The following is a 15,420-nucleotide window of genomic DNA, read 5'->3' as shown; positions in this document are numbered from 1 at the left end:
CGCAGGAGCACCGCGCCCCGGCCGCCGTACTACACCGGCGCCGTCTCCCGTTCCCCGAGCTCGAACCGTACGTCCACCACGCCCTCGACGGCCCGCACCAGACGGGCGGCGACCGGGACCAGGGCGGTGTCCCTGATACGGCCCCCGAGCCTCACCACCCCGTCCTCGACCTCGACGCGCACGGCCGAGTCCGGCGGCGGGAAGAGATACGACACGATCTCCCGCCGGACCTCCTCCGCGATCTCCTCGTCCTCGCGGAGAAACACCTTCAGCAGGTCGGCGCGGCTGACGATGCCCTGGAGCATGCCCAGTTCGTCCACGACGGGGAGCCGTTTGACCCCGGCGCGCGTCATGGTCCGCGCCGCCTGCGCGAGCGTCGCGTCGGCGCGGGTGGTGAGGGCCGGAGCGGTCATCAGTTCCTGAGCCGTCCGCGCGTCGGCCCGGGCGAGCACACGGGCGGCGCTCCGCTCCGGGAGGTCCCGGAGAGCCGGGTCCCCGGCGGGGCCGTCGTCGCGGTACTCCTCCTTGGGCAGCAGATCGGCCTCCGAGACGACGCCGACGACGCGGCCCTCGCCCTCCAGGACGGGCAGGGCGCTGACCTTCCAGTCCTGCAGCATCCGCACGATCTCCTTGAAGGTCGCGCGGCGGCCGACGGCGGCGACCGTACGGGTCATCACGTCGTCGACGATGTGCGGGGTGCCGTGCATGAGGTCTCCTCCGGTCGAGGGCCGCGATCAGCGGAGGCTGCCGCCGCCGTCGCGCGGTGCGTACAGGTCAAGGAGCCGGGTACGGGCCGAGCACAGGCGGTGGGTCAGGATGCCACCCACCCACTGGGCGACCGTGAGCCCGAGCGCCGGGTCGTCCCGGCACATCGAGCGGACCGCCGCCGCGTCGAACTCATGGGCCCGGACCGCGGTCGTCGCCTCGGCGCCCAGATGCCAGACATGCGGGGTGAACAGCCAGGACCAGCCGATGAGCTCGTCGGGGCCGAGCGTCTCGACGATGGCGCGGCCCCCGGGCACCCGCAGATCGAGGTCGACCGTGCCACTGCGGACGATCCAGAACCGCTCGGCGCGCCCGCCCTCCTCGAAGAGGCGCGTCCCCGGGCGGAAGGACACCTCGCGGGGGGTACGCATCAGCCGCTCCCGGTACTCGGCGGGCAGTGCGCGGAGCATGCTGGTCGTCGGGGGTGCGTTCATGACCGCCTCCAGGGTGCCGGGGACCCGACGCCTCCAGATTCTCCCCGCGCCCCGGTGCGGGCCATGGGCCACCCGGCCCCCCGGCCGGCCGTCCGGTACCGCCCGCCGCCACCGCGGGAACGGCCGGGGCGGACCGCGGCCGAGCAGGGGCGGCGTGGGGCCGACAGGCCCTCCGGCGGGTCCTTGCGGCCCCTGCGCACCGGGCCGTCCCCGCACGAGGCTCGACAACAGCAGCGGAAGTACACCGACGCAGGAGGTCCGTCCATGGTCCGGCATGTCAGCGCGGGAGTCGACGCATCCGACGAGAGTCTCGCCGCCGCCCACTGGGCCGCCCGTGAGGCCCTGCGCCGAGGTGCCGCGCTGCGCCTGGTCCACGCCTGGAAGTGGCAGCCCCAGCCGGCGCCCTCGGTGCCGCTGGGCACCACCCAGCGCGCCTGGGCGGACCAGACCCTGGAGCGGGCGGTGCGCAGTGTGCGCGCGGCGCACCCGGGGCTGCCGGTGGAGGAGGTGCTGCTGTCCGCCTCCCCGGTCGGGGCGCTGCTCGCGGCGGCCGCGGAATCGGATCTGCTGGTGCTCGGCTCCCGGGGACTGGGACGCATCGCGGGGTTCGTGGTGGGTTCGGTCTCCCAGCGCGTCGTCGCCCGGACGGGGCGCCCCGTGGTACTGGTGCGCGCCGGTGAGACCTCCGCCGACGAACATCTGCCGGCCCTGAACGGGGTCTCGCCCGACGAGATCCCCGAGACCCCCTACCGCGATGTCGTCCTCGGCCTCGACACCCGCCATCCGTGCGACGAGCCGATCGAGTTCGCCTTCGACGCCGCCCGGCGCCGCGGCGCGGTGCTGCGGGTGATCCATGCCTTCGACGAGGTACCGGGCCGGCCGGGCGACGGCCGCTCGGGCGCGGCCGGCACCACGGAACTGATCACCGAGCGGGAGCAGCTGATGGTCGCCACGCTGCGGGCCTGGCGCGAGAAGTATCCCGGGGTCCCGGTCTCCGAGACCGTCACCGTGGGACGGGCCGCCACCGAGCTGGTACAGGCCTCCGCCCATGCCTCGCTGATGGTCGTGGGGCGCCGGACACGGGAAGGCCGGCTCGGCACCCACATCGGTTCCGTCACACACGCCGTGCTCCACCATGTGGGGTGCCCGGTGGTGGTCGTCCCGTACGCCTGAACGGGTGAACCGGCACCGGGGCGTTCGCCACCTCCGAGCAGGCCGGAAGGAAGCGACGCGGCGGGCGGACCCGGTGCTTTCCGCGCGGTAGGAGTCGCGCGGCCCGATGATCAGGGCCGAACGGCCCTATCGGGCCGCGATCGATCCACCGTTCGATGGAGACTGCTCCGCCCGCCGCCGTGGTCCGCCGTCTCATCCGCGGCACGGCACGAGGTACGAACCCGTACGAAAGAGCACCATGTCCAGCGACCACTCCGCTCCGACCGCCCCGGCGCCGCGTCGGCCCGTCGAGATCGACGGCGACGAGGCGCTGCGGCTGTTGAGCAAGGTTTCACTCGGCAGGCTCGTCTTCACCCGGCATGCGCTGCCGACGATCCGTCCCGTCAACCATGTGGTCCACAACGGCGACATCGTCATCCGCACCCACGAGGGCGCGGCCCTGACCTCACGCGCACGGGAGACGAACGGCCGGGGTGTGGTCGTGGCGTACGAGGCCGACGCGATCGACCCCGTGACCCATCTGGGCTGGAGCGTCGTGGTCACCGGCTATGCGCGCCCGGTCACCGACCCCGGCGAACTCGCCTACTACCGCTCCGTGTTGCGCCCCTGGCTGGACGGGCCGATGGACCACACGTACCGCATCCACCCCGACCTGGTCACGGGCGTCCGGCTCACCGCAGGACCCGCCGGGGACTGACGGGGCCCGCTCGCCCGTACGGGGAGTCCGCAGGCGGGGACGACGGGCCCGCTCGTGGCATCGTAGTGCTTCGCGGCGATTCGGGACGACCACGCCGCCGTCGCGCGCACGGGGAACGGCATGCGGCGGCCGACCGGCCCTGGGGGAAGGGCCGTTCCGCCCGTCGGCCGCGGACCTTCGGCACCCGGCGGACACGGACGGCGACCAGGAGAGTGAGTGCTGTCAGGCACCGCCCCGACCGTCCCGAAGGGATTCACCGCCATGGCCGTGCACGAGCACTCCCAGGGGAGCACGGGCTTCCGAGCGCCGTCGTTCCGCGACAACCGGAGCGCCTCGGACTCCGAGCCCGCCGTCCCGGCTCGTACCGACACCCACACCGCATGGGCCTACACCGCCGCGTCCCTGCGCCTGCTCACCGGTTTCGTCTTCCTGTGGGCCTTCCTCGACAAGACGTTCGGCCTCGGCTACGCCACCCCCTCCGGCAAGGGATGGGTCGACGGGGGCTCGCCCACCAAGGGGTTCCTCAGCGGGGTCGCCGCCGGCCCGATGCAGTCCACGTTCCACTCCTGGGCCGGGCAGACCTGGGCGGACTGGATGTTCATGGCCGGAATGCTCGGCATCGGGCTCGCCCTGATCGGCGGTGTCGCGCTTCGGATTGCGGCTCTCGGCGGTACCGCGATGATGGCTCTGATGTGGATCGCCGAGTGGCCGCCCGCCAAGCAGCTCTCGGACGGCACCCCGACCATGTCCACCAACCCGTTCGTCGACTACCACGTGATCTACGCGGTCGTCCTGATCGCGCTGGCCGCGGTCTCGGCCGGCGACGCCTTCGGCCTCGGACGGCTCTGGGCCAGGCTGCCCGTCGTCCGCGACAACCGCTGGCTCCGCTGAGGGGTACCGGGGGCGCGGACCCTACAGCCTCCCGCACCGACCGGTCCATGGGGCCGGTCGGCGGCGGTTCGGGACCCCCGGCCCCTGCCCCGGCCCCTCGGGGCACAGGACGCTGTGAGCGCGGACGACCGGAGCCGGCATCCGACCAGCAGGCGCGGACCGTGCCCCCCGGGCCCCGTCGGCCCGCCCGAGCCGGGCCGGAGCCCCGGTCGCCGTGATCGCCCCTGACCGACCTCGTCCCCTCTGTGGGACCCGTCCCCCTGTCGGAGGAGTGTTTCCATGAGAGCAGCCGTAGTCCGGGCCTTCGGTCAGCCCCTGGTCATCGAGGAACGCCCCGACCCCCGGCCCGGCCCCGGCCAGGTCCGTATCCGGCTGGAGGCGTCCGGACTCTGCCACACCGACATCCACGCAGCCCAGGGCGACTGGCCCGTCCGGCCCGTCCCGCCCTTCGTCCCCGGCCATGAATGCGTCGGCATCGTCGAGGAACTCGGCGCCGGCGTCACCCGTACGGCCCCCGGCCGGCGCGTCGCGGTGCCCTGGCTGGGCTGGGCCTGCGGACGCTGCGAGCACTGTCTGTCCGGCTGGGAGACCCTGTGCGAGCAGCAGATCAACACCGGGTACGGCTGCGACGGCGGTCATGCCGAGAAGATGCTCGCCCACGCGGACTTCGTCCAGCCCGTGCCCGACGGCGTGAGCGCCCTGGACGCCGCGCCCCTCACCTGCGCCGGGGTGACCACCTACAAGGCGCTCAAGGTGGCCGGCGTCCGCCCCTCCCAGCTGGTGGCCGTCTCCGGCATCGGAGGTCTCGGCCATCTCGCCGTGCAGTACGCGAAGATCGCCGGAGCCCGGGTCGCCGCCGTCGACATCACCGACGACAAACTCGAACTCGCCTCCGAACTGGGCGCCGACCTCGTCATCGACGCCCGTACCCAGGACGTCGGCGAGACCCTCAAACGGCACGGCGGCGCCCATGCCGCGATCGCCCTCGCCGTCAACGACGCCGCCTTCGAGGCCGTCAACGCCGGTCTGCGGCGCGGCGGCAGGCTCGTCATGGTCGCCCTGCCCGCCCACGGCACCGTCCGGATCCCCGTCTTCGACACGGTCCTCAACGGCACCTCGGTGATCGGCTCGATCGTCGGCACCCGCCAGGACCTGGCGGAGGTCTTCCAGCTGCACGCCGAGGGGCGCACCCGGGTCATCTACGAGACCCGGCGCCTGTCCACCGTCAACGAGTCCATCGACGATGTGCTCTCCGGCCGGGTCAAGGCCCGGGTCGTCTTCGACCTCGGCGCGGGCCGGTGACGCCGTGGACCTGCCCCCTCGGGCCGGGGCGGTGACCGCCGTGGCGGCCGTCGCCCCGTCGCGCCGCGCCGGTGCGCCGGTCCAGGGCCCGCGTCCGCGGAGGCCGCCCCGCCGGTCGGCCGGCCGCACCACCATCGCGCACCGGGAGGGTCCGGCGCCCGGTGGTGCGGCAGTCGGGACAATCGGGCCGGAACCGGTGCGGATCGGCGTATCGTGCTGGGCGTGGGTGACGAGGTGACGAGACGCCCGGCCGCCGGCCCCGTACACCGCCGGACCGTTGCTCGTGGGCGCCCGGAGGCGCCCGCGGAACCGCTGCCTCGGCCCGGGTTCGTCGCCCACCCCGGACCACCCCCGCCCGACCGCCCCGTCGCCGTCGCACCCCCAGGGATGTGACCGGCGGCCGCCCCGTGTCACGCGCGGCGGGCCCACCGCCCGCCGCGCCCGATCAGCACCGTCGACGACCTGTGGAGTCACCATGCCCGAGGCCGCACACCCGCACGGCACCGCGCTCACCGACGAGGAACTGCGCACCCTGGACGCCCACTGGCGGGCCGCCAACTATCTGGCCGCGGGACAGATCTATCTGATGGCCAACCCGCTGCTGACCGAACCCCTCAGGCCCGAGCACATCAAGCCCCGGCTGCTGGGCCACTGGGGCACCTCACCCGGGCTCAACCTCGTGTACACCCACCTCAACCGCGTCATCAAGGCGCGCGACCTGGACGCGCTGTGCATCTGGGGGCCCGGGCACGGCGGGCCCTCCGTGCTCGCCAACTCCTGGCTGGAGGGCAGCTACAGCGAGACCTACCCGGATGTGACACGGGACGGGCCGGGGATGGCCACGCTGTTCCGGCAGTTCTCCTTCCCCGGCGGCGTACCCAGCCATGTCGCACCCGAGGTGCCCGGCTCCATCCATGAGGGCGGTGAACTCGGCTACTCCCTCGCCCACGCCTACGGAGCCGCCTTCGACCACCCGGATCTGCTGGTCGCCTGTGTGATCGGCGACGGTGAGGCGGAGACCGGGCCGCTCGCCGCGTCCTGGCACTCCAACAAGTTCCTGGACCCGGTCCACGACGGCGCGGTGCTCCCGATCCTCCACCTCAACGGGTACAAGATCGCCAACCCGACCGTGCTGTCCCGTCTCCCGGAGTCCGAACTCGACGCGCTGCTGCGGGGATACGGCCATGAGCCGATCCATGTCACCGGCGACGACCCCCTCCAGGTCCACCGGGACATGGCGCGGGCCCTGGACGACGCGCTGGACCGCATCGCACTGCTGCAACGCACGGCACGCGAGGAGGACGTACCGGAACGGCCGCACTGGCCGATGATCGTGCTGCGCACCCCCAAGGGCTGGACCGGGCCCGCCGAGGTGGACGGGGTGCCGGTCGAGGGCACCTGGCGCGCCCACCAGGTCCCGCTGCCCGGTGTCCGGGAGAACCCGCAGCACCTGCGGCAACTGGAGGCATGGCTGAAGTCGTACCGGCCCCAGGAGCTCTTCGACGCCGACGGCCACCCCCGCCCCGAGGTGCTCGCCCAGGTGCCCGACGGCGACCGGCGGCTGGGCGCCACCCCGTACGCCAACGGCGGGCTGCTGGTGCGCGATCTGCCGATGCCTGCCCTGGAGGACTTCGCGGTGCCCGTCGACAAACCGGGCGCGACCCTGCACGAACCCACCCGGGTCCTCGGCGGCTTCCTGGAACAGATCATGGAGGACACCACCGCGCGACGGGACTTCCGGCTGGTCGGCCCGGACGAGACCGCCTCCAACCGGCTGCAGGCCGTCTTCGAGGCCAGCGGCAAGGCCTGGCAGGCGCGGATCCTCCCGGTGGACGAACACCTCGACCGGCACGGCCGGGTGCTGGAGATCCTCTCCGAACACCTCTGCCAGGGCTGGCTGGAGGGCTACCTCCTCACCGGACGGCACGGACTGTTCTCCTGCTACGAGGCGTTCGTGCACATCGTCGACTCCATGGTCAACCAGCACATCAAATGGCTGCGGACCGCGCGGGAGCTGGCCTGGCGCGCCCCGGTCGCCTCCCTCAACTATCTGCTGACCTCCCATGTGTGGCGCCAGGACCACAACGGCTTCTCCCACCAGGACCCCGGTTTCGTCGACCATGTCCTCAACAAGAGCCCCGAGGTGGTGCGGGTCTATCTGCCGCCGGACGCCAACACCCTGCTGTCCGTGGCGGACCACGCCCTGCGCAGCCGGGACTACGTCAATGTGATCGTGGCCGGGAAGCAGCCCTGCTTCGACTGGCTGTCCATGGACCAGGCCCGTGTCCACTGCGCGCGCGGCGCCGGCATCTGGGACTGGGCGGGCACCGAGAACGGCGGCGAACCGGATGTGGTGCTGGCCTGCGCGGGCGATGTGCCGACGCAGGAGGTGCTGGCCGCCGCGCAGTTGCTGCGCCGCCATCTGCCCCAGCTCGCGGTCCGGGTGGTCAATGTGGTCGACATGACCCGGCTGATGCCGCACGAGGACCACCCGCACGGGATGACGGACTTCGAGTACGACGGCCTCTTCACCACGGACAAGCCCGTCATCTTCGCCTACCACGGCTATCCATGGCTGATCCACCGCCTCGCCTACCGCCGCACGGGCCACCCGCACCTGCATGTGCGCGGGTACAAGGAGTCCGGGACCACCACCACGCCCTTCGACATGGTGGTGCGCAACGATCTGGACCGCTACCGCCTGGTCATGGACGTCATCGACCGGGTGCCCGGACTCGCGGTGCGGGCCGCCGCCGTACGCCAGCAGATGGCCGACGCCCGCACCCGCCACCACGACTGGATCCGCGCACACGGCACGGACCTGCCCGAGGTCGCCGAGTGGACCTGGTCGTCCTGACCCCCGCCCTCACAGGGCGAGGCTGAACCAGATCGTCTTGCCCTCGTCCGTGGGGAGTACACCCCAGTCGTCGGCGAGGGCACGGACGAGCAGCAGGCCACGGCCGGACTCGTCGTCCTCGGCCGCGGGGCAGGGCTGGGGCAGCCGGGAACTGCGGTCGCTGATCTCGACGGTGAGCTCGGTGTCGGTGCGGCACAGGCGTACCCCGATCGGGCCCTGTGCGTGCCGCACCGCGTTGGTGAGGATCTCGGAGAGCAGCAGCCGCGCGTCGCCCGCCGGATCCGCGCAGCCCCAGCTGCCGAGCGTGCGGTCGAGAAAACCCCGGCCCGCCGCCACGGACTCCGGCACGGCGGGCAGCTCCGTCGCCGCCGTGGCCAGTGGAGCTTCCGGTATCCGGGTCAGCAGCAGGGTGACGTCGTCATGGCCGTCGGCGCCGGGGAGCAGGGCCGACAGCACCTGGTCGGCGGCGGCCTCCAGGCCGGGGGCCGCCGTCACGATCTTGTCCAGGGCCGTGACCAGATGGGTGAGCTGGTCCTCGATGTCCGTGCCCGGGGTCTCGATCAGACCGTCCGTGTAGAGCACCAGGGTGGCGCCCCGGGCGACCGTGCCGGAACGCTGCTGGTAGATCACCCCGCCGACCCCCAGGGGCGGGTTCACCGGAGCGGGGAGCGTCCGAGTGCTCTCGCCCGGTACCGCGATCAGAACCGGCAGATGGCCGGCGGAGCACAGGGTCACCTCTCCCGCATCGGCGGCGATGACCAGATAGCAGCAGGTGACCAGCTGGTCGGGCACATCGAGATCGGCGACGACGGAGTCCAGGGCCTGCATCAACTGACGGGGCTGCATCCCGGTCTTGGCCAGTGCGTGGGCGGCGGAACGGAGTTGGCCCATCACGGCGGCCGCCTCGAGACCACGGCCCATCACATCGCCGATCAGCACGCCGACCCGGCCGGCCCCCAGCGGGACGAGGTCGAACCAGTCGCCGCCGACACCGGCGCCCTGGGTGGCGGGCCGATAGCGGCTCGCGGTGTCCAGTCCGGGGATGGCGGGCGGCGTTCCCATCAGACTGCGTTGCAGGGTGAGGGCGATGTGCCGCTGCTGCTCGTACAGCTCCGTCAGCTCCGCCTCGGCGCGCTTGCGGTCGCTGATGTCCCGGACGATGGCACACGCCCCGACGACCGTGCCGTGCGGCCCCCGGGTCGGCCACAGGGTGACGTCGACGTCCAGCATCCCGCCGGAGCGGGTGAGCCGTAACGTCTCGAAGTGCTCGACCTTCTCGCCCTCGCGGAGCCGGTCGAGGAGCGCGGTGATCTCGTGCTCCCGCTCCGGCGGAGCCAGCAGCGACACATGCCGCCCCAGCACCTCGGCGGCCGTGTAGCCGTACAACCGCTGGGCCGCCGCGTTCCAGTAGGTGATGCGGCCGTCGAGGGTCTTGGCGAGGATCGCGTCCTGGGAGGACTCGACCAGCGCCGCGAGCTCGTTGATGCGTTCCTCGGCGGCCTTGCGTTCGCTCACGTCGCGCACGGCGGCGGAGACGAGGAGGCCGTCGGCGGTCTCCAGGGGGCTGAGGCTGATCTCGACGGGGAACTCGGTGCCGTCCTTGCGGAGCCCGTAGAGGTCGAGTCCGGCGCCCATGGGGCGGACCTGCCGGTTCTGGACGTAGGCGTGGCGATGCGCGGTGTGATGGGTGCGGAAGCGGCCGGGGACGAGGAATTCCACGGGGCGGCCCAGAAGTTCGTCGCGGCGGTAGCCGAAGAGCGCCTCGGTCTGGGCGTTGACGAGCCTGATGGTCCCGGTGTCGTCGACGATGACCATGGCGTCCGGGGCCGCCTCCAGCAGCCCGCGGAACTTCTCCTCCGCGGCCCCCGGGACGCCCGCCTGGGTCCGGGCGCCGCACCGGCAGGCCCCGGGTTCCATGACGTCGGCGGAACCGGGTGGTACCGCCTCGGCCAGGTCGCTCATTTTCATCCCCGTCCCCAGGCTCACGATGAGACGGGCCATCTCAACGCAACCCGGACGGCTCTGCGGGCGTATGTCACTTAGTGACTCCACAACGTTCGAAAAGTGACCGCACGGCGTTCGAATTTGCGCGTGGGCGGCGGCCGCGGTGACCGCTCCTGGCCCCGTTCGCCTGATCGTAGCGACTGCGAACGGTCTTGTACGCGGGATCGAACGCCCGGCGGTCGTCGGCCCGGGAACATCCGTGGTTTCCCGCGCCGTTGCCGCCGCTTCTCCTGTGCGACCGATCGGCCGTTCCCCGGCTGATGACGTGGGCTCCGTCCGGACGCCGTTCCGGGCCCGGAACGGCGCGTCCCGGGCATGAAGCGGGCGCGGCCCCGTCGAAAGCGCGGCCCCTCGAAAGGGGCCGCGCAGTGGCAGGGCTTCGGTGGGACAGCAGGGGGGCGGATCCCGGTGCCGTGGTCGGGGAGGGGCACCGGGATCCGTGCGCGCCGGGTCCGGCAGATCACCCGGGCACGACGACGACCGGGCACCTCGTCCGGGCCGCCAGGGCCCGCAGAACGCCTCCCGGTCCGCGGCCGGACCCTCGCCCGACCACCAGGAGCCCGGCACCGGCGGCGGTGTGGAGCAACGCCCGCGCCGGGGAGAGCAGGCGTACGTCCTCGGTCACCCGCACCTCCGGACGGCCGGCGCGCCATGGCCGCAGCACATCGGCCAGCAGTTGCACCTCCTGGTCCTCCCAGGCGGCGCGGTCCTCCTCCGGTATGCCGAAGCGAAACGCGTCGGCGTCGGGCGGCAGCGTCCATGCGTGCACCGCGTGCAGCCCTACGCCCCGTGTCCGGGCCGTCTCGAAGGCGAACTCGATCGCCCCGCGCGCGGGGCGGCGGGCGTCGACGCCGAGCACGACGGGGCCGGCACGTCGTACCGGCCCCAGGAGGACCGCGCGCTCCGGCACCAGCGCCACGGGGCAGGGGGCGGTCCCGAGCGCGACGGCGGCGGCCGAGCCGGGCGCGAGGCCGGCGGCGCCCTCCGCCTCGGGGATGCCGACCACGACCAGACCGGTCCCGTCCCAGCCGTCCGGAGGCGGGACACGGACCGTCCGGAGGGGCAGCCCGCGCAGCGCCGCCTCCTCCGCGGCCCAGGCGGACACCGCGGTGCCTCCGTCGGGCGTGCCGGTGTCCGGGCTGTGCCGCTCCGGCCGGTCGGTACGGGCCACGATCATGTGCCGCATGCTTGATCCGCCTTCCTCACCCACGGGTCGGGCCTACACCGTCATCAGGTCCTCGGGGAGGCGGTGGCAGAGCTCGAACACACCGGTCAGGTGCACCCGGCGCAGGATCTGCCGGAAGGCGGCGCTGCCGGTGAGCAGCCGCAGCCGACCGCCCCGGGCCAGGACCCGGTTCCGTACGCGGCACAGCAACCCCACACCGCTGCAGTCGATGAAGGACACCCGGCGCAGATCCAGCACCAGGTCGAGGCGTGGGGTGTCGGTCAGGACGTCCAGGGGGGACTTGAGGAGCGCGCAGGTGACGACATCGATCTCATCGCGCAGTTCCACGATGGTCGTGCCACCGAGGGTGCGCTCCGTGAGGGGCGGCAGAAGCCTGGGCGGTGTGGGGGACATGGTGACAGAGAAGCCGAAGGCGGCCGGGCCCCGATAGGGCCGTTCGGGCCCGGCCGCCCGGTACGTTCGGCCGCTACCAGTCATCACGGAGCGTCACGGGGTGTCATGGCGGCCTGTGGGCGATCAGGGCCGACCGGCCCAAGCGGATTTCCGCCGAGGTCGGACAAGCTGGGGTCTACCGGGTGATACCGGCAATGTGCGGGTGCCCGGCCGTACCGGCTTCCGCAGAACCCCGGGCGCGAGCCCGGGGAGAGGAAGGAAGGATCGCCATGAAGGGCTTCGTCTTCCACGGCCCCGGCAAGTCCGCCTGGGAGGAGGTCCCGGACCCCGGCATCAAGGAACCCACCGATGCGATCGTGCGGGTCGAGACCACCACCATCTGCGGAACGGATCTGCACATCCTCAAGGGCGACGTCCCCGAGGTGCGCCCGGGCACGGTGCTGGGGCACGAGGCGGTCGGCGAGATCGTCGAGATAGGCGGCGATGTGCACACGGTGCAGCCGGGGGACCGCGTCCTGGTCTCCTGCATCACCGCCTGCGGGCGATGCGGCTACTGCTGGGAGCGGACCTACAGCCAGTGCCGTGGCGGCGGAGGCTGGATCCTCGGCCGTGTGATCGACGGTACGCAGGCCGAATTCGTCCGGGTCCCCTTCGCCGACCTGTCCGTGCACACCCTGCCCGGCGCCATGGACGGCAGGGACGCCGTCCTGCTCGCCGACATCTTCCCCACCGCCTACGAGGTGGGCGTGCTCAACGGACACGTACGGCCGGGCGACAGCGTCGCCGTGGTGGGCGCGGGTCCGATCGGTCTCGCGGCGATCGCCATGACCGGGCTGTTCGCCCCCGGGCGCATCGTCGCCGTGGACCTGGCCGCCTCCCGGCTGGACGCCGCCAAACAGCTGGGCGCCGACGCCCTCGCCGATGCCCGGGAGGCCCCCGAGCAGCTGATCGCCGACCTCACCGACGGGCTGGGCGCCGATGTGGCCGTCGAGGCGGTCGGCGCACCGGAGAGCTTCGAGCTGTGCACCCGGGTGGTGCGGCCGGGCGGGCATGTGGCGAACGTCGGGGTGCACGGCAGGCCCGTGACCCTGCACCTCGAGGAGCTGTGGAGCAGGAATCTGACGATCACCACGGGACTCGTCGACACCTACTCCACGCCGACGCTGCTGCGGATGGCGGCTGCCGGCCGGATACCGACCTCCTCGCTGATCACGCACACCTTCACGCTGGACCAGATGGAGGAGGCGTACGACGTCTTCGGCCGGGGCGCCGACACCGGGGCGCTGAAGGTGGTACTAGGCGGTGAGCAGCACGAAGTGGTCGCCGTCCGGGCGGCGTGAGGAGAGGAAGTGAGGGGTCATGGCCGCACAGGAGCCGTCGGATGCGGTGGAGGGCCATCCCACGGGCAATCTCGGGCGCCGGATCGCCCTGCGGCGCGAGGAACTCGGACTGTCCCGGGAGGACGTGGCCAACCGGGCGGGCATGGCCTCCAGCTATGTGCAGTACCTGGAGGAGCAGCCCACCGCAGCGCCCGGGGTGAGCACACTCCTCAGGATGGCCGGCGCCCTGGAGACCACGGTGCTGGAGCTGACCGGCGGCGATGTGGACCTGCCGCCCGGGCTGGGGCAGGCCGGCCGGCACCCCGAGTTCACCGAACTGACCCCGCAGGAGTGCCAGGACCTGCTCTCCACGCACGGGGTGGGACGACTGGCGGTGCACACGGCCAAGGGGCCCGAGATCGTCCCGGTGAACTACGGCGTGGTCGGCGGCTCGGTCGTCTTCAGAACCGCTCCCGGCTCGGTGCCGGCCCAGGCGGCGGGCTCCCAGGTGGCCTTCGAGGTGGACCGTATCGACGCCGCCTTCAGCCAGGGCTGGAGCGTCCTGGTCCGGGGACACGCCAGCGCCGTGACGGACGACGAGTCCGTGCGGCGGCTGGACGAGCAGGCGTACAGCACGCCCTGGGCGGGCGGCCACCGGGACCTGTGGATCCGTGTCGACCCCGAGAGCGTCACCGGACGGCGTATCACCGTGTGACGGGCGAGGGGCCCCGCGCCCGTGCGGACGGTCGCGGCGTACGAGGTCGCGCTCCGACGCGTACCGTGGACCTTGTGAGGCCCCGGGGCCCGGGCGCCACCGCGCGTCGCTTCCCGGGGCGTACGAGGCCCGGACCGGAGCCGGTCGGGATGCGGGGGAGGGCCACCCGGCCCAAGCCGTCGGCCCGTCGACGACTCACCCTGAAGAGGCCGGACGCCCCGGAAGACGTCGAAGACGTCACGGTCCCGCGTCCCCGCCCCGGCACCAACCGGAGGAGGACACCATGAACGGCACTCCTCGTCTCGTGAGCGATGTCATGACCCGCCGAGTCGTCGCGCTCGGCCGTGCGGCGACCTTCAAGGACATCGTCAAGGCCATGCGGGACTGGAAGGTCAGCGCCCTGCCGGTGGTGGAGGAGGAGAACCGGGTCATCGGCGTGGTCTCCGAGGCGGACCTGCTGCGCAAGGAGGAGTTCCGCGGCCATGAACAGGACCGCCGTGAGCGCCTCGAGCGGCTCTCCCAGCTCGTCAAGGCCGGCGCGGTGACCGCGGAGGACCTGATGACCTCCCCGGCCGTCACCGTCTACGCCAACGACTCCCTCGGGAGCGCCGCCCGCACCATGGCGCACACCAAGGTCAAGCGACTGCCCGTGGTGAGCGACGAGGGCACGCTGCTGGGCATCGTCAGTCGCTCCGACCTGCTCAAGGTGTTTCTGCGGGAGGACGAGGACATCGCGGAGGAGATCCGCCACGATGTCGTGGCCCGTCTCTTCCCCGCCCCGCTGGAACCCGTCCGGGTGGAGGTGCACGACGGCGTCGTGAAGCTCACCGGCCGTATCCGGGACACCACCCTCGTACCCGTCGCCAACCGCCTGGTGCTGTCCGTGGCGGGCGTGGTGGACGTGGAGTGCAGTCTCGCCGGGCCGCCGCGCCGTCCGGACCTGGACGCCGACCTTCCCGGTGAGGACGCGACCCGGTGGCCGGGGAGGGCCGAGAGCAGGATGTGACCCCCGTCTCAGGGACGTCCCCGGAGAAGTCACGGCCCGCGTACGCGGAAGAAGGTGACGACCGATGGCGACGACACGTCGTACCGCGGGGGCGAAGGTGTGGCTGTGGCGGTGGCGGCGCAACCCGCTCAGGCGCCCGAGCGACCTTCTGGAGGCGTGGGTCGTCCTCGCCACCTGGGTACTGGTCCTGCTGGCCGGGGTGCTCGCGGGGCGGGCCGCGGCGGGGGCGGTGGAGTACGGACTCGCCGAGCGCGGCGCCCGGGCGCATCCGGTGGCCGCCGTGCTGGCCGAGAACGCGGCGGTGACTTCCCGGGCGGTGCCCGAGTACGGCAATGGCAGCGTGTGGGCGAAGGTGCGCTGGACCGCCGCGGGCACGCCGCACGAGGGCCTGGTCGCGGTCGAGCCGGGGCTGAAGGCGGGCAGCCCGGTCACCGTGTGGACGGATCAGCGGGGCGATCTGGTCTCCCGGCCGGCCACCGCGGAACAGATGCGGTTGCAGGCGGGGCTCGTCGGCTCGCTGGTCGGGCTCGGCACCGCGAGCGGGGTGCTGGTCTGCGGATGGCTGGTACGCGGTCGTCTGGAGCGGCAGCGCCTGGAGGCGTGGGACAAGGAGTGGGAGACCGTCGGCCCCCGGTGGCGCAGGACGATCGGCTGAGTGCCGCCCCGGTGCGAAGCCAC

At 72.8% G+C, this 15,420-nt stretch carries 14 protein-coding genes; 9 read left to right on the top strand and 5 right to left on the bottom strand.

From position 1 onward, the window contains the following. Window positions 1-29: 29 nt before the first annotated feature. Both CP978_RS04680 and CP978_RS04675 read right to left on the bottom strand, forming a co-directional pair. On the bottom strand, window positions 30-707 hold the full coding sequence (locus CP978_RS04680) for a CBS domain-containing protein (protein ID WP_043437768.1): 678 nt from the start codon (window positions 705-707) through the stop codon (window positions 30-32). A 27-nt stretch (window positions 708-734) separates the two neighbouring features. Then, window positions 735-1,199, bottom strand: a complete 465-nt coding sequence (locus tag CP978_RS04675) for a cyclic nucleotide-binding domain-containing protein (protein WP_043437765.1) — start codon at window positions 1,197-1,199, stop codon at window positions 735-737. A 264-nt stretch (window positions 1,200-1,463) separates the two neighbouring features. On the opposite strand from CP978_RS04675, the gene CP978_RS04670 reads away from it, so the two are divergent. From CP978_RS04670 to CP978_RS04650, 5 genes are all read left to right on the top strand, one after another. Continuing rightward, window positions 1,464-2,372 carry a universal stress protein gene (locus tag CP978_RS04670; protein ID WP_043437762.1) on the top strand — a complete coding sequence of 303 codons (909 nt, stop codon included), beginning with the start codon at window positions 1,464-1,466 and terminating at the stop codon, window positions 2,370-2,372. 238 nt (window positions 2,373-2,610) lie between these two features. Then, window positions 2,611-3,069 (top strand): pyridoxamine 5'-phosphate oxidase family protein, encoded by a 459-nt coding sequence (locus tag CP978_RS04665; RefSeq protein WP_043437759.1) that lies wholly within the window; start codon window positions 2,611-2,613, stop codon window positions 3,067-3,069. 261 nt (window positions 3,070-3,330) lie between these two features. Next, window positions 3,331-3,960 (top strand): DoxX family membrane protein, encoded by a 630-nt coding sequence (locus CP978_RS04660; protein WP_043448160.1) that lies wholly within the window; start codon window positions 3,331-3,333, stop codon window positions 3,958-3,960. A 279-nt stretch (window positions 3,961-4,239) separates the two neighbouring features. After that, window positions 4,240-5,262 carry a zinc-dependent alcohol dehydrogenase gene (locus CP978_RS04655; RefSeq protein WP_150478143.1) on the top strand — a complete coding sequence of 341 codons (1,023 nt, stop codon included), beginning with the start codon at window positions 4,240-4,242 and terminating at the stop codon, window positions 5,260-5,262. A 475-nt stretch (window positions 5,263-5,737) separates the two neighbouring features. Next, on the top strand, window positions 5,738-8,119 hold the full coding sequence (locus CP978_RS04650) for a phosphoketolase family protein (RefSeq protein ID WP_043437756.1): 2,382 nt from the start codon (window positions 5,738-5,740) through the stop codon (window positions 8,117-8,119). A gap of 9 nt (window positions 8,120-8,128) precedes the next feature. On the opposite strand, the gene CP978_RS35190 is transcribed toward CP978_RS04650, so the two are convergent. The 3 genes from CP978_RS35190 to CP978_RS04630 form a co-directional block, all read right to left on the bottom strand. After that, window positions 8,129-10,036 (bottom strand): PAS domain S-box protein, encoded by a 1,908-nt coding sequence (locus CP978_RS35190; protein WP_174498713.1) that lies wholly within the window; start codon window positions 10,034-10,036, stop codon window positions 8,129-8,131. Window positions 10,037-10,583: 547 nt separating this feature from the next. After that, the gene (locus CP978_RS04635; RefSeq protein ID WP_227745316.1) at window positions 10,584-11,309 is read right to left on the bottom strand and encodes a universal stress protein; all 726 of its coding nucleotides are present in this window, start codon (window positions 11,307-11,309) and stop codon (window positions 10,584-10,586) included. A gap of 33 nt (window positions 11,310-11,342) precedes the next feature. Beyond that, a complete protein-coding gene (locus tag CP978_RS04630) occupies window positions 11,343-11,702 on the bottom strand; it encodes an STAS domain-containing protein (RefSeq protein ID WP_043448152.1) in 360 nt (119 codons plus the stop codon). A gap of 269 nt (window positions 11,703-11,971) precedes the next feature. Here CP978_RS04630 and CP978_RS04625 point away from each other — a divergent pair, with 269 nt between their 5' ends. The 4 genes from CP978_RS04625 to CP978_RS04610 all read left to right on the top strand — a co-directional run bounded on the left by CP978_RS04625 (window position 11,972) and on the right by CP978_RS04610 (window position 15,397). Continuing rightward, window positions 11,972-13,042 carry a zinc-dependent alcohol dehydrogenase family protein gene (locus tag CP978_RS04625; RefSeq protein WP_043437754.1) on the top strand — a complete coding sequence of 357 codons (1,071 nt, stop codon included), beginning with the start codon at window positions 11,972-11,974 and terminating at the stop codon, window positions 13,040-13,042. 19 nt (window positions 13,043-13,061) lie between these two features. Continuing rightward, window positions 13,062-13,736 (top strand): helix-turn-helix domain-containing protein, encoded by a 675-nt coding sequence (locus tag CP978_RS04620; RefSeq protein WP_043437752.1) that lies wholly within the window; start codon window positions 13,062-13,064, stop codon window positions 13,734-13,736. A gap of 283 nt (window positions 13,737-14,019) precedes the next feature. Next, entirely contained in the window at window positions 14,020-14,742 is a 723-nt protein-coding gene (locus tag CP978_RS04615) for a CBS domain-containing protein (protein ID WP_043437749.1), read from the top strand. Window positions 14,743-14,806: 64 nt separating this feature from the next. Further along, a complete protein-coding gene (locus tag CP978_RS04610) occupies window positions 14,807-15,397 on the top strand; it encodes an Rv1733c family protein (protein ID WP_043437746.1) in 591 nt (196 codons plus the stop codon). The last annotated feature ends 23 nt before the right edge of the window (window positions 15,398-15,420 follow it).

The sequence above is a fragment of the Streptomyces nodosus genome (genome assembly GCF_008704995.1).
In the GTDB taxonomy this organism is placed as follows: domain Bacteria; phylum Actinomycetota; class Actinomycetes; order Streptomycetales; family Streptomycetaceae; genus Streptomyces; species Streptomyces nodosus.
Note: the sequence above shows the minus strand (reverse complement) of the source record. Positions and strands in the feature narration are given on the sequence as shown.